General features: G+C 61.7%; 17 protein-coding genes and 1 tRNA gene. 11 read left to right on the plus strand and 7 right to left on the minus strand.

What is annotated here, in order from left to right; genetic code table 11:
* Positions 1–5: 5 nt before the first annotated feature.
* The 6 genes from ACO08C_RS04635 (at position 6) to ACO08C_RS04660 (ending at position 5,449) form a co-directional block, all read left to right on the plus strand.
* Positions 6–2,588: a helicase-related protein gene (locus ACO08C_RS04635; protein ID WP_421787891.1), complete on the plus strand. Its 2,583-nt coding sequence runs from the start codon at positions 6–8 to the stop codon at positions 2,586–2,588.
* Positions 2,585–2,884: an RNA-binding S4 domain-containing protein gene (locus tag ACO08C_RS04640; protein WP_421787893.1), complete on the plus strand. Its 300-nt coding sequence runs from the start codon at positions 2,585–2,587 to the stop codon at positions 2,882–2,884. The genes ACO08C_RS04635 and ACO08C_RS04640 overlap by 4 nt, the downstream gene beginning before the upstream one ends.
* Positions 2,877–3,329 carry a TerB family tellurite resistance protein gene (locus ACO08C_RS04645; protein ID WP_421787895.1) on the plus strand — a complete coding sequence of 151 codons (453 nt, stop codon included), beginning with the start codon at positions 2,877–2,879 and terminating at the stop codon, positions 3,327–3,329. Before ACO08C_RS04640 ends, ACO08C_RS04645 begins: the two co-directional genes overlap by 8 nt.
* A gap of 64 nt (positions 3,330–3,393) precedes the next feature.
* Positions 3,394–3,735 carry a ferredoxin FdxA gene (fdxA, locus tag ACO08C_RS04650; protein ID WP_421787897.1) on the plus strand — a complete coding sequence of 114 codons (342 nt, stop codon included), beginning with the start codon at positions 3,394–3,396 and terminating at the stop codon, positions 3,733–3,735.
* Between the two features lie 193 nt (positions 3,736–3,928).
* Positions 3,929–4,447 (plus strand): CarD family transcriptional regulator, encoded by a 519-nt coding sequence (locus ACO08C_RS04655; RefSeq protein WP_421787899.1) that lies wholly within the window; start codon positions 3,929–3,931, stop codon positions 4,445–4,447.
* Positions 4,448–4,555: 108 nt separating this feature from the next.
* Positions 4,556–5,449 carry an RNA polymerase factor sigma-32 gene (locus ACO08C_RS04660; RefSeq protein WP_421787901.1) on the plus strand — a complete coding sequence of 298 codons (894 nt, stop codon included), beginning with the start codon at positions 4,556–4,558 and terminating at the stop codon, positions 5,447–5,449.
* On the opposite strand, the gene ACO08C_RS04665 is transcribed toward ACO08C_RS04660, so the two are convergent.
* Genes ACO08C_RS04665 through ACO08C_RS04675 form a run of 3 tightly spaced genes read right to left on the minus strand, consistent with a single transcriptional unit; the run spans position 5,446 to position 10,047 of the window.
* Positions 5,446–6,210: a thermonuclease family protein gene (locus ACO08C_RS04665; RefSeq protein WP_421787903.1), complete on the minus strand. Its 765-nt coding sequence runs from the start codon at positions 6,208–6,210 to the stop codon at positions 5,446–5,448. The two genes, ACO08C_RS04660 and ACO08C_RS04665, sit on opposite strands and share 4 nt — an antisense overlap.
* 48 nt (positions 6,211–6,258) lie before the next feature.
* Positions 6,259–7,617 (minus strand): DUF1501 domain-containing protein, encoded by a 1,359-nt coding sequence (locus tag ACO08C_RS04670; RefSeq protein WP_421787905.1) that lies wholly within the window; start codon positions 7,615–7,617, stop codon positions 6,259–6,261.
* A 9-nt stretch (positions 7,618–7,626) separates the two neighbouring features.
* The gene (locus tag ACO08C_RS04675; protein WP_421787907.1) at positions 7,627–10,047 is read right to left on the minus strand and encodes a DUF1800 domain-containing protein; all 2,421 of its coding nucleotides are present in this window, start codon (positions 10,045–10,047) and stop codon (positions 7,627–7,629) included.
* 417 nt (positions 10,048–10,464) lie between these two features.
* On the opposite strand from ACO08C_RS04675, the gene ACO08C_RS04680 reads away from it, so the two are divergent.
* The 4 genes from ACO08C_RS04680 (at position 10,465) to hemC (ending at position 12,844) form a co-directional block, all read left to right on the plus strand.
* Positions 10,465–10,947, plus strand: coding sequence for a hypothetical protein (locus ACO08C_RS04680; protein ID WP_421787909.1), 483 nt, complete (start codon positions 10,465–10,467; stop codon positions 10,945–10,947).
* On the plus strand, positions 10,910–11,728 hold the full coding sequence (locus ACO08C_RS04685) for a phytanoyl-CoA dioxygenase family protein (protein ID WP_421787910.1): 819 nt from the start codon (positions 10,910–10,912) through the stop codon (positions 11,726–11,728). Before ACO08C_RS04680 ends, ACO08C_RS04685 begins: the two co-directional genes overlap by 38 nt.
* Before the next feature lie 46 nt (positions 11,729–11,774).
* Positions 11,775–11,851, plus strand: a tRNA-Arg gene (locus tag ACO08C_RS04690).
* A gap of 24 nt (positions 11,852–11,875) precedes the next feature.
* Positions 11,876–12,844 (plus strand): hydroxymethylbilane synthase, encoded by a 969-nt coding sequence (gene hemC, locus ACO08C_RS04695; RefSeq protein ID WP_421787912.1) that lies wholly within the window; start codon positions 11,876–11,878, stop codon positions 12,842–12,844.
* 7 nt (positions 12,845–12,851) lie between these two features.
* On the opposite strand, the gene ACO08C_RS04700 is transcribed toward hemC, so the two are convergent.
* Complete coding sequence (locus ACO08C_RS04700; protein WP_421787914.1) at positions 12,852–15,005, minus strand: M12 family metallo-peptidase; 2,154 nt, start codon at positions 15,003–15,005, stop codon at positions 12,852–12,854.
* Positions 15,006–15,154: 149 nt separating this feature from the next.
* Between ACO08C_RS04700 and ACO08C_RS04705 the strand changes: the two genes are divergently transcribed.
* Entirely contained in the window at positions 15,155–15,952 is a 798-nt protein-coding gene (locus ACO08C_RS04705; protein ID WP_421787916.1) for an SDR family NAD(P)-dependent oxidoreductase, read from the plus strand.
* Between the two features lie 6 nt (positions 15,953–15,958).
* On the opposite strand, the gene pgeF is transcribed toward ACO08C_RS04705, so the two are convergent.
* Genes pgeF through ACO08C_RS04720 form a run of 3 tightly spaced genes read right to left on the minus strand, consistent with a single transcriptional unit; the run spans position 15,959 to position 19,037 of the window.
* Positions 15,959–16,723: a peptidoglycan editing factor PgeF gene (gene pgeF, locus ACO08C_RS04710; RefSeq protein ID WP_421787918.1), complete on the minus strand. Its 765-nt coding sequence runs from the start codon at positions 16,721–16,723 to the stop codon at positions 15,959–15,961.
* Positions 16,720–18,144 (minus strand): protein adenylyltransferase SelO family protein, encoded by a 1,425-nt coding sequence (locus ACO08C_RS04715; protein ID WP_421787920.1) that lies wholly within the window; start codon positions 18,142–18,144, stop codon positions 16,720–16,722. The genes pgeF and ACO08C_RS04715 overlap by 4 nt, the downstream gene beginning before the upstream one ends.
* Positions 18,141–19,037 (minus strand): alpha/beta hydrolase, encoded by an 897-nt coding sequence (locus ACO08C_RS04720; RefSeq protein WP_421787922.1) that lies wholly within the window; start codon positions 19,035–19,037, stop codon positions 18,141–18,143. Before ACO08C_RS04720 ends, ACO08C_RS04715 begins: the two co-directional genes overlap by 4 nt.
* Positions 19,038–19,073: the final 36 nt, after the last annotated feature.

Below are 19,073 nucleotides of genomic sequence, written 5' to 3' on the forward strand. Positions count from 1 at the left end.
GCCAAATGCCGCTATATGGCGGCATGATCGCCTATCGTCCGCTCACCGCCGTCCTCGGTCCGACCAACACGGGTAAGACGCATCTTGCTGTCGAACGCATGCTGGCGCGCCGGTCAGGCATGATCGGGCTGCCGCTGCGGTTGCTGGCGCGCGAGATTTACGACCGGGTGGTGAAGGAAAAGGGCTATCGCGCCACGGCGCTGGTCACCGGCGAAGAGAAGATCGTGCCGCCGGGCGCGCGCTATTTCATCTGCACTGTCGAAGCGATGCCGTTGAGCTTCGAAGCGGCCTTTGTGGCCGTCGATGAAATTCAGCTCGCTGCGGATCCCGAGCGAGGGCACGTTTTCACGGACCGGCTCCTGCATGCCCGGGGAACCGAAGAGACGATGTTGCTCGGTGCCGGCACGATGCGCCCGGTGGTGCAGCATCTCGTGCCTGACGCCGACATCATAACGCGCGAGCGCTTTTCAACGCTAAGCTATGCCGGGCCCGGCAAGCTTGCCCGATTGCCGCGGCGCTCCGCCATCGTCGCGTTCTCGTCGGACAGTGTCTACGCGCTGGCAGAGCTGATGCGGCGTCAGCGGGGTGGCTCAGCCGTGGTGATGGGAGCTTTGAGCCCGCGCACCCGGAATGCTCAAGTCGAACTCTACCAGTCGGGCGAGGTCGATTATCTGATCGCAACCGATGCCATCGGCATGGGGCTCAACATGGATGTCGAGCACGTTGCGTTTGCCGAGCGCGAAAAGTTCGACGGCCGGCGACGGCGCGCCCTGTTTCCGCACGAAATCGGTCAAATTGCCGGGCGAGCCGGCCGGTTCCGGCAAGATGGCACGTTCGGCGAGACAGGTCAGGTACGACCGTTTGAAAGCGAGCTCATCGCAGCGGTCGAAAACCACGCTTTCATGCCGATTGACCAGATCCAGTGGCGCAACAGCGCGCTGGATCTGCGGTCGCTGGAGGGGCTGATGTCGAGCCTGTCTCGGCCATCGCGCGATCCCGTGCTCCGCCGGACGCGTGAAACGATAGACGAATTGTCTCTTGCCGTGCTCGCCAAGGATACAGCCATTCAGGACCTGGGCCGCAGTCCTGCGGGAACGTCGCTGCTTTGGGATGTTTGCCGGATCCCGGACTTCCGCAAAGTGTCACTTGACGCGCATGTCCGCCTGGTCCGACAGATTCTGACGCATCTGCGCAGTCCGAATGGCCGCATTCCGAACGACGCCATGGCGGCGCAATTCGACCGCCTCGACAAGACGAGCGGCGACGTACACGTGCTTTCGCAGCGGCTCGCTCAGGTCCGGACCTGGGCTTATGTTTCGCATCGTGGTGACTGGGCCGAGGAAGCCGATGTCTGGCGCGAACGGGCGCGGGACGTCGAGGACCGGCTCTCCGACGCGCTTCATGACCATCTGACTCAACGATTTGTCGACCGGCGCACAGCGGCGCTCGTTAAAGGGTTGCGCGCGGACAAGGTGCTCGAAACGGACTTCTCTGCCGACGGCGCCGTGACCGTGGAAGGCCATACGGTTGGGGCTCTCGACGGGCTGGTCTTCCGCGCGGATGCCGAAGGCTCTGCATTGGAAGCCCGTGCCCTGCGCCAGGCCGCCGAGAAGGCGCTCCGCCCCGAAATCAACCGAAGGCTCGGCGCGTTGGCGAAGGTGCCAGCTGACGATCTCATCATCAAGCGGGATGGCGTTATCCAATGGAATGACTGGCGTGTAGCGCGGTTGGCACCGGGCCCGGCCCCACACCGGCCTGACATCGCGCTGCAAGGTGGCGAGTTGGCTTCGAGCGATGCCCGCGAGCGTGCGCGCCTGAATGTGCAAGCCCGCATTCACGAGCAGATCGCCCGCAAACTTGCACCTCTGGTGACACTTCTCAACGAGGATCACGCTGGCGAGCTGTCGGGCTTGGCGCGCGGGCTGGCGTTCCGCCTCGCGGAAAACGGCGGGGCGCTGGCGCGGCGCGATGCCGAAGACGAGATTCGCGCGCTTTCGCCGAAGGAACGGCGCGCCCTGCGCCAGCTCGGCGTAAGAATCGGTGAGTTCTCGGTTTTTCTGCCGGCCATGATCAAGCCTGAGCCTGCTGGCCTCGCCGCGCTTTTGCGTGCGGTGCAGGCCGAAATGCCAGACCGCCTGTTCCTCCCGGCGCCGGGGCTGATGAGTGTACCGATCGATAGCCGGTTCGATGCCGGCGATTTCGCGGCCGCCGGATTTCAGGCCTGCGGTCCACGTGCCGTTCGCATCGACATGCTGGAACGGCTAGCAGATACGATCCGCGACGCACGCGATGCCGGATCAAAGGGCCAGTTCGAGCTTTCCCCCTCGATGACGAGCCTGCTGGGCTGCTCCGTTCAGGATCTCCGCGGTGTTTTGAACGCGCTCGGCTTCCGGCGCGTCAAAAGGGGACCAGATCCGGAGAAAGCGCAGGGCGAGCGTTGGGCGCGTCGTCGTCTGCCAAAACGCCGCAAAGCCGCTCCGGAAGCTCCCAAGCTGGCTGACACGCCGTTTGCGGCGCTCGCAGATCTGAAATCCAGCCTGCCGGCATCGCGCCCAAGGCGGAAACCGCGACGCAAGGTCACGAAATGACCGATCGCGAGCCGGTTCGGATCGATGTCTGGCTGTGGCGGGCCCGCTTTGTGAAGACGCGCGGCCTGGCCACCGCCTTGGTTGGCAAGGGGCGCATCCGGATCGGAGCGGGTGAACGGCCACGACGCATCGAGAAAGCGTCCAGCCTTGTGCGCCCGGGTGATTTCTTGACCTTCCCCTTGCGAAACCGGATTGTCCGATTGACAATCCTGGCGGTCGGGGAACGGCGGGGTCCAGCGAGCGAGGCCCGTCAGCTCTACGATTTGCACGGCGAGGAGAAGTCCGAGAATGTTTGACGCCATCAAGAAGATGATGCTGGGCCGCGAAGGCGCCGAGCCCAGGTCTGAGCTCGACCCGCATGTCGCGGCGGCCGCCCTTCTGGTCGAGGCCGCGCTGGCGGACGGAATCTACGCCGATGTCGAAGCCGACCGGATTCGATCCATCCTGCAGTCGGCTTTCAATCTCGAAGCAGATGCGGCATCCGACATGCAGGCGAAAGCCGAGGATCTCGCGAACAATGCGCACGATCATCACCAGTTTACGAAGGTGGTGAAGGCCTGCCTGCCCAAGGGCGAACGCGTGGCCTTGATCGAACACCTCTGGTCGGTCGCGATGGCAGATGGCGAAAAATCGCCGTTCGAGGATTCCTTTATCCGCCGCGTGGCGCCACTTCTGGCCGTTGACGACCGCGAGCGGGTTCTGGCGCGCTCGCGCGCAGAAGCCGCAGCCCGGAAAAGTTGACAATCCAGCCTCGGCGGCACATGTCCGCGGTCTCCGCTGAACACTCCTCGGGAACGGAAATTCGATGACGTACATTGTCACCGACGCCTGTGTGCGCTGCAAATACACCGATTGTGTCGAGGTCTGCCCGGTCGATTGCTTCTACGAGGGCGAGAATTTTCTGGTCATTCACCCGGACGAGTGCATCGATTGCGGTGTGTGCGAACCCGAATGCCCTGTCGAGGCGATCAAGCCGGATACCGAGGACGATCCGGATGGCAAATGGCTGGCGATCAATTCGAAGTTCGCAGAGATCTGGCCGAACATCACGGTCAAGGTCGATGCGCCGGCAGATGCCGAGGCATTCGAAACGGAAACCGGCAAGTTCGAGAAGTATTTTTCCGAGAAGCCCGGCAAGGGTTCCTAAACTATTCGTCCGGCAACGAATTGTTTTTAACCAAAAATTATGATATAGAATGCGGGCGTTGGGCGAAGCGGAGAGCTCGCCCGTTTTCCGGGGGAGAAGGACACACACCCTTTTGAGGGCCACTTTATTTGAAAAAGCGGTCTTCAAAGGCGGCGGAGCTGTGTGCCTTTTCCCTGTCCAGTCGAGAGTGTCCATGAGCAAAAAAACAGCGAATGACAACCGCTCTTACAAAAAGGGCGACTATATTGTGTATCCGGCGCACGGCGTCGGCCGCGTGGTTGGCGTGGAAAAAGATACGGTCGCGGGCTTTGATATCGAAGTCTATGTCGTGACCTTCGAACAAGACAAAATGGTGCTGCGCGTTCCGACCGCCAAGGCGGAGACGTCCGGCATGCGCCCGCTGTCCTCTGACCGCATCGTCAAGGATGCGCTGAAGACCCTGAAGGGCAAGGCCAAGGTGAAGCGGACGATGTGGAGCCGCCGCGCCCAAGAGTATGAGGCGAAGATCAATTCCGGTGATCTGATCTCGATTGCCGAGGTCGTGCGCGATCTGCATCGTGCCGAAGATCAACCCGAGCAATCCTACTCGGAGCGCCAGCTTTATGAATCGGCGATCGACCGCATGGTGCGTGAAGTTGCCGCCGTCGAGAAGATCGAACACGACGCGGCGCGCGACATGCTGTCGAAGACACTGTTGAAGAAGGCGGCCTGACGCCTCCCGTGCGCAATAGATAAGCTCTGAAGCACCCGGCCTTTGCGCCGGGTGCTTTTTTATGAATGGCAGGTGAACCGGTCGCGTCCCGTGCGCGTACTCAGGGTCATGGCACAGGCATCGAACCCCACCGCGCGCACCCGCTCCGCCGATCCGGACCGGGCTTTCCTACGAACCGCTATGGATGCACCGCTTCTGGAGCGCGAGGAAGAACAAACGCTTGCAATCAAATGGCGCGATGATGGCGATGAACAAGCGCTCCATGCGCTGACCCAGGCCTATATGCGGCTGGTGATCGCGATCGCCTCGAAATTCCGGAAATACGGCCTGCCCTTTGCCGACCTCGTCCAGGAAGGCAATGTCGGCCTCATGCAGGCGGCGGCCCGGTTCGAGCCCGAGCGGGAAGTCCGGTTTTCAACCTATGCGGCCTGGTGGATCCGTTCTTCGATCCAGGACTATGTCCTGCGCAACTGGTCGATTGTCCGGACCGGCACAACCTCTGCTCAGAAAACGCTTTTCTTCAATCTCCGCCGCGTCCGCGCCATGATCAACGATATCAATGGCGGAGAAATGAGTGCGGAGAATCGCGCCAAGACGGCAAAAGCCCTGCGCGTACCCGAGAAGGATGTCGAGAAGATGTCGTCGCGCCTGGCGGCCTCGGATCGCTCGCTGAATGCGCCCTTCACGGAAGACGGCGACGGCGAATGGCAAGATCTGCTCGAAGACGATCGTCCCGCGCCGGAAGAAGCGGTGATGGCCTCGCATGATGCAGAAAAGCGCGGGAAATGGCTTTATGAGGCCATGGAGGCCCTCACAGACCGCGAGCAGCTTATCATCCGCGAACGCAAGCTTGGCGAAGACGTTGTGACGCTGGAAGCGTTGGGTATCCGGCTCGGCATCTCCAAAGAGCGCGTGAGGCAGATCGAGCACCAGGCGCTGACGAAGCTGAAGAAGTCGCTGTCCAAGCGTTTCGGCGATCCTGAAGCCGCCGGCCTTATCTAGTCGGCCGCCACGATTGGCGTCAGCACCTCGATCCGCTCGGGATGATCGAGACTCATCGACGGTCCATTGATCGCCTGTAGCCAGCCACGCACGCGGACGATGCGGCCTTCAAGCGAGGTCAGGTCCAGTCCCGATTCCGCGAATTCCTGAATGTGTTCGCGTGCGACGGAAACGGTGAAATCGGTCCGATAGTCGAAACCGAAATTAAGATAGACGCGATCGGTCATATCCCCGACGGATATGACGCGTCCTTCGACGATCTGGACGGTTTCAAGGTCGAGCGCGAGCCGGTTCGGCTCAGCGCCGCGGATAGCGAAATCGCCCGTTCCCCAAAGTCCGCGCCCGGCTGTCCGGGCTTCATCTTCCAGACGGAGGAATTGCTCGGCACGCTGTGTCTCGCCTCGCCATGAATACGCCATGGCATATCCGTCGCGCACAAGTTCCGTTGCCAGTGTTGTATTGCCGATTTCAAGATCGGCAAGCAGATGGCCAAAGCGATCAACAGACCCCTCAAGAGGAAGGAGCGTGACGGTCCCCGCCTGTGCAAGGCTGGTATTCAGCGCGTCCATGGCAATACCGTGGCCCGGTGCATCCGGTCGCGGTAAATGTACGCCGGACAGCCGCAGGGCGACGGCCTCACCGGATCCCGGCTGAAGTGAAATGATACCCCAATCGTCGATCCGACGCGCCGTGCCGGATTGCGAGTGCGCATCTGACGCAATTGAAACGAACAGGCACAGCGATAGGATTGCGCGAAGCATGGACCGCAGTTAACCGTTAACTCGCCTTAAAGTCGAGTCCGGGAGCGTTCACGCAAACAAGCCGATCGGGCCGCGGCCACCGCCATTCCAGGTCGACCAGTTGGGGAAAACATAGGGCATATCCACGTCCGCCACGCCGAGCCATCGCACGAATGCGCCGGCATATTCCTCGATGGCCGTGGTTGGAATCCAGCGGCCGTCGTCGCGGGAGTCGTCAGGGCCGGCAAGGGCCAGGTCCGGGAAATGGCCAAGCATCTGACTTGGCCGCACGGCGCCGGACACCACGAAATGGTGCGATCCCCAAGCATGGTCAGACCCCGCCGAGCCATTGCCCGAGAACACGCGGTTGAAGTCGGACATGGTGAACAGCGCCACATCGTTTTCGACTCCAAGCGCTTTCATCGTGTTGTAGAAGGCATAGACGCAGCGCCCGACATTGGCGAGCAATCCGGAATGCGTCCCGGCCTGGCTGCGATGATTGTCGAATCCACCGGTTGAAACCATGAAAGTCTGCCGGGTCGCATTCAAGACGCCGCGACCCTCAATCAGCCTCGCAACCCGCTTGAGCTGGTCAGCCAGACTCCCCGTGACGGCATTGTTGTCAGGATCTACAAAGGCAGCGGTCACGGCGGACCCGTCGCCATTCAGAATGCCGTCGAGCTGTGCTCCGGCGTCGAAATCGCCCTGCATAATGTCGCGGGTAATCGTTCCAAGATCGGAATTTTGGGTTGCCGCCAGCATCACGTCGACCGCATGGCGTCGTGCGATATCGTCGGCGGCCGCGCTCGACGGATCATATCCGGACCGGCGCAGATTGGCGCTGGAGAGCAATAGCGGATTGTTACGCTCACCGATCATCGCGCGCTGCGCGCCGGCGAGCGAAATAGACGGTGCCTGCAGGCCGGCATCAACCAGATGGTCACCGACGCGCCCCATCCAGCCGGTCGGCAATTCGCGCGTGGTGCCTGCCGTCTGCCAGAGATTTTGCTGGGCATCGTGCGAAAACAGGTTGGCGGGCCTAAGGTCCGGGCGAGCCTCGAATTGTCCGCGCGTTAGAGGTTGCAGGAGAGGGCCGGTGTTGAACACCCAGTTCAGCGCGCCCTCATTCCAGATGTTCTGCAAGGGTGCGAGCGACGGATGAAGGCCGTAGTCCGTGCCCTGGAGGCTGGCCAGGGACGATTGTTCAAGCGCGAGCGCGCCGCCGCGCGCCTGTTGGTAATCCGCGAAACTGGCATCGGTCGGCACGATCATGTTGTTGGAATCATTGCCGCCGAACAGGAACAGCGTGACGATCGCCTTGTAACCGGAACCGCCGCCAATCGTTTGCGCACGCGCCATGGCGGGCATGAAGGCGGCCAGTCCGGACCCGGCGACCAGGCGGAGCGCTTCGCGGCGGCTGACAGGCATGGCGGTCTCCTAGTGATCGATCTGGAACTGCGGCGATGATGCGACGAGATAAATCGCCAACCTTGCGCGAAGCTGCGATTCAATGAGCGGATCGCCCCAATAGGTTTCCGCACTCATCGCGCCGATGATCGCGTTTCGCTGCTCGCCCGTGAGGTCTTCCTCCAGGGCGAGCTCGTCCAGCGTATCCAGCAACCGGTCCGGATCGTAGGCGAGGCGTCCCCAGGACGACCAGTCAATGGAACTGCCGGTCGAAGACGGAATTTCTGTTATTGCCCGCCAGTCCCAGCGATTGCCCTTGTTGCCGTAAGTCCAGTCATAGATGAGATTGTGCCGGTCGACGGTCGTACTGATATTCATCACGCCATGCGGCGGGCTGACGAGTTCATCGGAACCCGCAAGCGCGAAGTCTGGCGGATAGAAATTGAAAACGGACGGGCTTTCGAACGGTACCTGGCCGAGCGCGTCCATGCGCAAAAGGAAGGCGAATCCGTCGGATGTCGCGCCGATCAAGCGCATCAGCGACGTCATCAGCAAGACGGGTTCCCGCAATTTGCCCGCCCGTGCCGGATCGGCATCTTCATTGCGCGCTTCCGTATCCAACAGGATGGCGCGCACGACAGCTCGCAAATCGCCCCTGACCCCGCGGCCATTATCCTCGAAAACGGCGGCGATCCGGTCGACATAGGCCGGTGATGGATTGGATGTCACCAGATGCTGGATCAGCTGACGGGAAATGAAGGGCGGTACGTTCGGATGGGCGAAAATGATGTCGATGGCCTGTTCGAGATCTGCGTCAGCGCCCTGGCCGCTGGCCATACCGGCGCCGAGGAAGGTCTTCGGGCCGCTGTCATGCTCGGACGGAACCGGCTCCATATCGCCTGAGAAATTTGGCGGATTGTTGAAGGACGGAATGAAATTGCCCGCTGATGGATAGACCCAGCCTGTCAACGCCCGCGATAGTTCAAGTACGTCTTCCTCGGTGTAGGCCGGTATGGCGCGGCCGGACCCGTCGAGCTGCGGAGTTCCATCGCGATTAAGGCGCACCTCTCCCAACGCAAAAAGCTGAAGCAGTTCGCGCGGAAAATTCTCGTTTGGCGCAATCGCGCGCGAATTCACCATATCCAGATAGGTGCCCATGACCGGCGAGCGCGCGACGCCCTCAAGGAGGTCGCGATAGTTGCCGAACGCATTGTCGAGCAGCATGCCGTTATAGTCTGCCAGGGCGTAGTTGAGCGGTACGCCGTGTTCTGAAACGACGAGGATCTGGGAAAGGGCCCATGCGACTCGCTGGCGTAATTGATCGTCTTTCTGCAAGGCATTCTGGAAAAAGCGGTTTTGCAATCGGATCGCCGTGAAATGATCGCGGAAACAGCTGTCGGGCATGTTGTCACAGAAATTCACCGGTACGGCTTCCGCTGCAAGGTCGGCGTAACTCGATGTCGTCATATCCAGCTGGCGATCGATCCAATCCTCAATGCCCGACCGCCGAATGTCTTCGATCAGCGCCTGGTTCGCGCCAAAACTCGCCTGCTGGGCTAGTCGCAAAGCGTCACGGCTGCCGATCCGGTAATCCGGACCGGGTGCGGTGATGGCCGCACTTGTGGTCGCCGCCAGTTCGCCAGCCACGCGAAATTGGACTTCGACCCGGTTGGTGCCGGGTGCCAGCGGAATGGCGCGGCCTGTATGAGCCTGAGCAAAGACCGCGAAGGTTGCGATGCCGCTGGCGCCAAAATACCTGAAAACGTTCGACGCGGGTGTAGCCAGGCATTGGCCCATTTCATCGGTTTCGCAGACCGTCAGTTCGGCCGGTAGCTGAGCATTTTGGCCATACGTCCCGACCGGCCGGACCTCGACCAAGCCAGCAGCGCCGATATTGATCGCCGAGATCGCCATGGCCTGGCGGCCGCCCTCGCTGGCAATGCGAATGACGCCGTCATTGTCGGGAAGGGTAATGCCAATCGCGAGGATGTCGGTCGGGGCGGTCTCCGAGACAACCAATTCGAACGTGTTGACGCCATAGATCGAATCCGCCGGGGTGCCGCTTGCACACTCGAAAACCGGCGGGATGACGCCGTCGAAGGCTTCATGCGCCGTGACCGCCAACACCAGCGATTGGGACGCCCGCGGTGCGAGCGAAAATGGTGTGTTTTCACTGCCGGGAATGACGGCATTTGTGGCCGGATCGGTCCAGACGAAATCGAGGTCGAGATCGCGGAACCGGCCGGGCAAACCAACCTCGCAATTGCCAAGCGCCTGATCCGTCCTGTTGATCACAGTGGCAAACGTCGTGGCCGTTGCAGAACCCCCGTCGGGCAACGCCACGGACCGCGTCGCGGGTGACACTGCGGCGCCAAGATCGCCGGCGCCAAGCGGAGCCGTCATTACCGACCCGAGGGCCAATGCGATCAGGTTTTTCGGCAACTTCATCATCCGACCGCGAGCCCCTCGCTTACATGCACGACATATCCTACACGTCTCAGGCTAGGCGTTTCCGTCGTCACCGGCCAGCGGCACCGAATGGCAAGGGTTTCCGGCGCCATAATGATTTCCTCTACTTTTTGCGCATTGCCACTTTGTCTTTGGACAGGTCGACGGTATGAGCGGGCGAAGACCCCGTAGCTCAGCAGGATAGAGCATCAGATTCCTAATCGGTGCGCTAGCGGCCGGAAAGGGCTTCGGTTCAGCGCCTTAGGGTGCGGGCGGGGTTGTTGAGTACCGATGGGGCACCGAACAAGCGGCCGATTTATCTTTGAGAATGGAGGAAAATGTGACAAACTGAGGTTGCATGTGGATTGTCGCAATTGAAACTGCGGCATCTGCATTAATCGACCTTTTTAGGAGGATCGTATGACCGTTGTAGCCCAGGACACTGTTCTCAAATTTGGCAAGCCGCTTTACGACGAGATGCAAATTGGATTCGACTACTCACAGATCACTTGGACGATGCAGCGGTATAATCCCGAGATGTCGAAAGAGCGCGCCGACGAACTCCTCGACGCTTTCTTGCAGTGGATTTCTTTGAGCCCGATGAATACTAAAGATCGGTGGATCACTATGTTCAAGACAGATGTCGAGGAGGCGTTCCACTGCTTTGTATTGAACACCCGATTATACAAAGAATTTTGCGCAAGATATTTGAACTTCTTTTTCCATCACGATCCGCTTATTGAAGAATCTGGCCCTGAAATCGAAGAGGCTGCTCGGTTTACAGTAGAGAGCCTTGAGGACACGTTCGGACCTTCACTCAATCCAGAGCTTCGACGTTGGCGGACACTTTTCGATAGCGGTGAATATGAAGTTGCTTGTGCAGGCCCCGGCGGAAGCTGCTGAACTATGTTGGCGCTACCCCATCAAGGATTCGGAAATTAAAGCATTCCGCCGACACGGCTTTGTCCACCTTGAGAGCGTCTTGAACGAGGGAACACTTGCGGCTTTGCGTTCTCGGCTGCTGCCGCTGGTCTCTGAGGGCGGAAAGTCTCGCAGGACCAGCGATTACGGAATGGCGTTTCGCTACTGTATGCATGCATGGTTATGTGATGAGTTCGTTCGGCAGGTTACCTTATGCCGTCGCTTGGCTTCCATTGCTGCAGAACTTTTGGGGGTAAACAGCGTTCGCCTCTCACACGACCAAGCGATGTTCAAGGAGCCTGCCGGAATCGGTACCCCAACTCATGCAGATCAATTCCATCTTCCGTTGGCCTCCGACAATGTCGTAAGCATTTGGGTTCCTTTGCAGCCAGTCCCCGTAGAAATGGGGACACTGTCGTTCTTCGAAGGAAGCCATTTAATTAATCCTAGTGAGCGCGAAAGTCTGGTGTTTGCTCCAAATCAGCTGCTCGATGCCAAACTTCGAACATTCCTCGAACGCGCAGAGCCATACGAAGTTGGGGATATAAGTGCTCACTATGGATGGACGTTTCACCGAAGCTTCGCGAACACCACCGACAAAACGAGAGCTGCATTCGGCGTGGTGTATGCAGTGGGAGATGTGACAGTACGTCAGCCGTTTGGGGACATCTCTGTCAGCGCGCTATCGCATTGGTCACCAGGTGCCAAAGTCGGGGAGCCATTACGGTCGACGAGAAATCCGATTGTTTTCTCGCGAAGGTAATGGGATCCATTGCTCTTTGATTCTACGCTGCATAGACACCGCGTGTGACCCCGTAGCTCAGCAGGATAGAGCATCAGATTCCTAATCTGAGGGTCGCAGGTTCGAATCCTGCCGGGGTCACCAGCTTCAACAGGTGTAGTGGGCGCCATGAAAATCGGAACGCGGAAAAGCAAGATGGCGTTGGCGCAGACGCGGGAGATCGTCGAGGCGCTCGAAGCCGCCCATGCCGGGTTGTCGGTCGATATCGCGGAGAACGATACGCTGGGCGACCGCGACCAGACCAGCAAGCTGCTCGTCCATGGCGGCAAAGGTGGCGCCTTTGTTGCCGGCATCCGCGTCATGATGCGCCGGGGTGATATCCAAATGGCGATGCATTCGCTCAAGGACATGCCCGGCAATGAGGAGACACCCGGCCTGGTCATCGGTGCCTACCGGCCGCGCGAGGACGCGCGTGATGCGTTGGTTTTACGCAAGGGTCTCGATTTCAAGACGTTTGATGCGGCCCACGGTGGGAGCTTCCGGCTGGGGACCAATTCAGTGAGGCGCGCGGCACAATTGCGGCGCCGGTTTCCAGGCGTCGAGGTCATCCATTTTCGCGGCGCTGCCGACAGCCGCATCCGGAAGCTCGATGCCGGAAAGGGGCAGGATCTGCCGGAAGGCGGCAGAACAGAGCCTGCCGATGGCCTTGTGATGGCGGCAGCCGGCCTGCGCCGCGTCGGACTGGCGGACCGGATTTCTCATCATTTCGAGACCGACGAACTTCTGCCGGCCGCCACTCAAGGCATCGTCGTCGTCGAATGTGCGGCCGATGACTGGCAAACCCGTGACCGGCTGACTGCCATCAATGATGTGCCGGCGCAGATCGCTGCGGACGCCGAGCGCGAAGTGCTCTGGGTCCTGGACGGGCACTGCAATTCGCCGATTGCCGCTTACGCCGCCGCGGACGGCGATCGGCTCCACCTGAAAGCCGAAGTCCTCGATCTGGACGGCGCGACGGCGTTGCGAGCGGAAGCCTACGGATCGGTCGGTTCACCGCGCGCGCTCGGGCGGGCGGTTGCGCTTGAGCTGATTGGCCAAGGCGCATCCGACATCATCGCGCGGACGCGGCCACGCTAACCCAAGCTTATTGCGCCAAGGTTCGGACGGCCACGCTTGTGGCTCCGACGGACTGGCCACCCGGCGTGCGGAAATGCACAAAGACGCGGTTGGCGGCGGGATCGTTTGCCACGCCGGAGCTGCTTCGTACGAATACCGCGAAGGTCGCCGTTTCGTTCGTATCCATCAGCATGGATTGGCTGGCGGCGCGGGTCGTTTCGCAGGCGCCGGTCGTGGCATTGGTGCGGCAGATTTCCAGCGTCTGAAGCGGCGGCAGATTGGCCGCTGCAACCGGAGTCGCGACGACCGTGCCGCGCGCCCGCAAATTGACGGTAGCCACCGAGAACGCATTCGCGCCGCCAGGCGGCAATTCGACGATGCCGTTATTGCTGGCCGTCGCGGCCAGGGCGACGACGTCTGGCACCGACAGGGTCGTCGAGGTGTAGCGGAAGGTATTGACCCCGGCGACGCTCGGCGCCGGCGCGCGATTTGTGCAGACGGTATCGATACGCAGATCAGAATGGCTCTCGCTTGTGCCGCGGCGCAGGGAGATCACAAAAGTGCGGAATTCGCCGGCCGGAATGTCCACGCGGTCCCCGACAGCCCCGACAGGGGCGTTGGTCGCGGGATCGGTCGGCCGGACGCTGAACTGGCCAAGGGCAGCGCCATGCAATTCGAGCCCGCAATCCTCAGCGGTGGAGCCTGTCGAGGCCGGATTGACGATTGAGACAAAGGCCGTTGCCTCGGCTCCCGCGGCAACCGTTCGGCTGTAAGGCAGAATCGCCGAGCGGACGGGCAAGCCAGTGGGCCGGTAATCGCGGATATTGTATCCCGCCTCGCGCATCGACCGGGCATTGTCGGTAGTCGTCGAGATATCGTCGCCGGGCGAACCGGGTATGTGTTCACCCCCACCGCCGACGCCACAGGCCTGATTGGCGCAGTCGAATTGATCCGGATTTGAGAAACGCGCCAGCCAGATCTCGTTCGGATAGGTGCCCGAACAGGTCACGCCCGACCGGGATGAATCATAGGCCATGATCGTGCGAAGGCCGCAGTCGACACGGTGCCCGTAAGAGAAGTCAAACACCGCCGGGCTGGTCGTGTTCTCGACATTGTGGGTCGAGCCCAGATTGTGGCCGACCTCGTGCGCGAAGGTCAGATCGCCACAATTGGCCGGCGTGCCATTGCCGTCGGGCCCGTCTCCGCTAACGGCCACGCCGAGTACCCAGTCTTCGGCCGGATCGATATCGCCTTCGCCGCCGAAACCGGGCACGTAGGCGACACCGCAATAGGTTTGCTGGGCCCGCCAGTAGCGGCGCAGCATGACAACGATGTCGGCGCCCAGTGCGTTGCGCCACGCCAGAAGGCTCGAGAGATCGCCGTCATTGTTACAGGCTGACGGGCCGCCCGAGCACGCGCCGCCGGAAACGTCAGGCTCGCTGCCCGGATGACCGAAACTTGCCCCGGCGTACAGATCGTCAATGGATTCAAGGGTCGAGGTGTATTCGTTCCAGGGACCCGGGACACGGGTTGCGCCAACGAGCCGGGCGCGCAAACCCGTATCGCTGTCGATCAGCGCCTGGTCGAGCATATTCACGAGGTGTTGCAGGCGGGTCATCAGACCAAGCCCGTAAAGGCTCACCATGCCGTCCGTGTAGACAATGCCGATGTCGACGGTTCCGTTCGACCCGGCGGACGTCGTCAAAGGCAGCCGCGCCGCATCGAAATCGATGTGCGGCAGCCCCACGGTGCGTTCCGGCGGCGGCAGCGCGTCACTGCCCGGTTCGTCGATGACGCCGGCGTCGCGGACCCAGCCAGATGGACCTCCCGCATGCTCCGGCGCCAGCCGCCAGGCCCCGCCGGGTGTCACGGCATAACCGAACAGTGCATTCGGCCCCTCGGTAATGAGGACACGATAGGGCTCGCCATGACCCGCCAGCTGGCCAACCCAGACCCGGCTGGACGATGACTGAAAATCGGTTCGGTCGAACAGAATCGCGTGCTGTTCGCCGGTCGGCAGATCCAGAATGAACACATCGCCATCATCGGCGTTGCGCGCGATGTCCGACAAACCGGTGAAAGCCTGGCTTTGGTTCGTGCCGGGCCGCAGCAATTCCGATTGTGCCTGAGCGGCGGGTGTCAGTATTCCCGCGGCCAGCAGCAGAACCATCCAATTGTTCATGTCATCGCTCCCCAAGGCGTGCAGATTATGCGGTGCGCATGGGGTCCGGAATCACATTCGCGTGAGGCAGCGCTGTCATCGCGCGGGCCGATGCCTCGACATTCGATCCGGTTCACGCTCATTGTGAGCGCACAATGGGGAGGCTGACGATGGATCTGAACGGCAAGATTGCCCTTGTAACCGGTGGCGCCGGCGGGATCGGTGCCGCTGTGGCCCGCGAGTTTCATGCGCGCGGCGTCAAGGTTGCCTGCTGCGATCTCGATGGCGAGGCGGCGGATGCCGTGGCGCGCGCATGCGGCGGCTTCGGCAAACGGGTCAATGTGGCCGATGAGGGCGAGCTCGCGGTGTTCATCGGCGAGGTCGAACGCGATCTCGGACCCGTCGACATTTTCTTTGCCAATGCCGGCGTCGGATATACGGACGGTCCGTTGGGCGGGGCCGGAACCGCGCCCAATTCCAGTTGGGAGAAAGCCTGGAACATCAATGTGATGCAGTCGGTTTATGCGGCGCGTCATGTGATTCCCGGCATGACAAAGCGCGGCGGCGGCGCCTTCATGATCACGGCCTCGGCCGCGGGATTGCTGGCGCAGATCGGCGATGCCGCCTATTCGGCGACCAAAGCCGCGGCGATCTCGATGGCGGAATCGATCGGCATCACGCACGGCGATGACGGCATCCAGGCGCACGCGATCTGCCCGCAATATGTGAAAACCAACATGACCAAGGATCTGCCCTCGGTGATGACGTCGGTCGACGGCATGATCACGGCGGACGATGCCGCCAAGACCATTGTCGATGGTGTTGAAAACAATGTGTTTCTGATCCTGACCCATCCGGTGGTGGCCGATCACTTCGCCAAGAAGGCGGCCGATCGCGGGCGCTGGGTCGGCGGCATGCGCAAGCTGCGCCGGATGCTGATGGAGATGAATGGCGGGCGGACGATCTAGAGCGATCTAGAGCAGGCCGATCACCCCGCCCTGCCCGCCGAATACGCCGCCCCTGGCGCGCCGGCACGAGAAGAAGCGGTCATCGTTAAAAGTGCAAGCATCTGAAACCCAGATGTTTTCCGGCGCCAGGCCTGCTTCGAGCAATTGCCGCTGTACCGCAGCGGTATTGTTGAGTTTCGCACCTCCCGCCCCGTCGACCGGTCCCGCCAGGCCGTCGAGCGACCCGAACAGGTCGATGAAGGCTTCCAGCACTTCGGGGCCGACGCGATAATTCTCCTGTCCGATCGCCGGACCGATGGCCGCACGCAAGTCTGCGGGCCGCGATCCGTAGGCCACCATCAGAGCATCAATGGCCTGGCGGGCGATCTCGCGGACCGTGCCGCGCCAGCCGGAATGTACCGCCGCGACCGCCTTCTGGACGGGATCATGCAAAAGCAGGGGCACGCAATCGGCCGTTTGGGCGACCAGTCCCACACCGCGTACATTGGTGATCATCGCATCGCATTCGCCCGCGATGCCATCTTCCGGCGCGCGGCCGACCATGCGCACGCGATTGCCATGGACCTGGCGCGCGAACACGAGTGTTTGCAATCCCAAGGCCCGCCGCGCCCGGTCGCGATTTTCCAACACGTTTTCAACCGGATCGCCGTCCCGCCGCGAGAGGTTGAGGCTCTCGAAAGCGCCCAGGGAGACGCCGCCGGCACGGGTCGTGAATCCGTGTGCCAGGTCGGAGTTTTCCATAATCGGCGCTGTGATGAGAGGCAGGTTCAATCGGTCTCCTCCGGCAGGAATCCCAGGCGGTCGCGGCCCAGATCATAGCCTGAACGGGCTTGCGCAATCTCGGAAAACAGCGTGTTGAGCGCCGTCCAGTCGTCTTTCTCGTGCACCGGCGCCCAGGCAGCCTCCATGACGTCGATGGTCATGTGCACCGGATCCGGCCGTTCGAAATAGGCGTATGCGAGCCGTTCAGGCCGATCGGGCGCGTGCGCCGAAAACAGTTGGCGGAAGGCGTCATATTCAGCACCGGAATAGTCGCGCGGCGCGTCAGCGATGCGGGATAAGTCGCCGCAGAAATGATCGAAGATCGCGGCTTCGAACGGCAATTGGCTGGCGTGCAAGAAGGCGATGAAGGCGCGCACCATGGCTTCGGACTCCGGCTGCTCGACCACACCGAGCCGTCGGCACCAAGCCCTTGTCATTTCAGCTGTATATCGTTCCGGGAAAGTGTTCAGAACGTCGACCAGCGCGTCCTGCTCGCCGATCGGCAGCAGGGAAACGGCGAGCTGCTGAAGCGCCCAGAATACCGCCTCGGGCTGGCGGGCATAAGCATAGAGGCCGGTCTCGTCGAAATAGGCCGCGGTGAAGCCCGGCTTGTAGGTCGGCAAAAACCGCCAGGGGCCGTAATCGAAGCTCTCGCCGGTGACATTGAGATTGTCCGTATTGAGCACGCCATGGACGAACCCGGCGGCCATCCATTGCGCGGCGAGACGTGCCGATGCGCCCGTCACGGTGTCGAGAAATGCTCGGGATTTCTCCGCACCGGTGAGCGGACTTATCCCGGGATAATAGGCGTCGGCAACATGATCCAGGAGGACGTTTAACCTGTCCTCCGCCTGTTCGTAGGCATGACGCTGGAAGGTCCCGAAGCGGACGTGCGAGTGCTGCAGGCGCGTCAGAACCGCGCCGCGCGCCGGTGACGGCTCGTCATGACGGTGAAGCTGATCTCCGGTTTCGAAGACGCAGAAGGCTTTCGAGGTGTAAACGCCGAGCGCTTCGAGCATCTCGGCGGCCAGAATTTCGCGGACCGCGCCTTTCAGAGTCAGACGGCCATCGCCGGTCCGCGACCAGGGCGTCTGACCGGACCCCTTGGTGCCGAAATCCAGGAGCCGGCCGGCGGGGTCGCGGAACTGCGCGAACAGGAAACCGCGGCCATCGCCGATCTGCGGATTGTAGTGACGGAATTGATGGCCGTGATAGCGCATGGACAGCGGGCGATGCGGATAGCCCTGCAAGGGCGCGAATCCGGCGAAATGGGTGCGCTTTTCGGCCTGGGTGAGATCGCCCAGCCCGACGGTTTGTGCCCAGCGGTCATTCCACCAGCGCAGCTTCGGTTCCGGAAAACCGGCCGGGTCCACCGCGTCGGCGAAGTCGGCCCCGAGCAACGCAAAGGCTGATTCCGGTTGGAAGCTCATGAGGTGAGCGCACGGTGAAGCGCCGCAGCAGCAGCATCGCACTGGGCTTCGGCGCCGCGCGCCACCCGGGTGAGATTGAAGAAGCCGTGCGGCAAGCCTTTGGCGAGGCGATAATCGACCGCGACACCGGCGGCCAGCAACCGGTCGCGATAAGCCCGGCCTTCATCGAGCAGCGGATCGAGCTCGGCGGCGGCGATGTAGGCCGCCGGCAGACCCGCGAGATCGTCGGCGAAGAGGGGCGAGAGGCGCGGATCCATCGGATCGCAGTCGCCGCAATAAGCCTCGCGGATCCAGTCGAGCGCGCGCGCCGATAGCATGTGCCCTTGCAGCATTTTCGGCTTCACCTTGCGAGTCTCGGCGAGTTGCAGCAGCGGGTAGATCAGGAGCTGAAAATCGATCTTGTCGCGGCGCGCCTGGGCTACGCATGCGGCCAAGCCGCCACCGGCGGAATCGCCGGCTACGGCGAGCTTTCCGGGGGCTTCCGACGCGGCCCAGTCGAGCGCCGCAATGGCGTCTTCCCAGGCGGCCGGGAAAGGATGTTCCGGCGCCAACCGGTAATCGACGGCCAGGACGCGGCTGCGCGAACCGGCGCACAGGCGCTGGGCGACCCGGTGATGGCTTTCAAGATCGCCAAAAGCATAACCGCCGCCATGGTAGAAGACCGTCATGGCGTCGAGGGCGTCGTCTGGCGTGTACAGACGCGCCGGGATTTCGCCGGCCGGGCCCGGGACACTCAAATCATTGACGTCGGACACCGGCGGGGCGCTCGATTCCATTATCGGAACAAGCTTTCGGAATGCCGCACGTCCGGCCCGCCGGCTAGTGTCTGGCGCGAACGGATCGGCCAGGCCGGCGCGGTCAAGAATGTCGGACCAGTTGAAGGAGGTCGCCATGCCCCGCAGTTAAGCGGCAGTAATCAAAACCGCAAT

The sequence above is a fragment of the Hyphobacterium sp. genome, from assembly GCF_965229905.1.
Taxonomy (GTDB): Bacteria; Pseudomonadota; Alphaproteobacteria; order Caulobacterales; family Maricaulaceae; genus Hyphobacterium.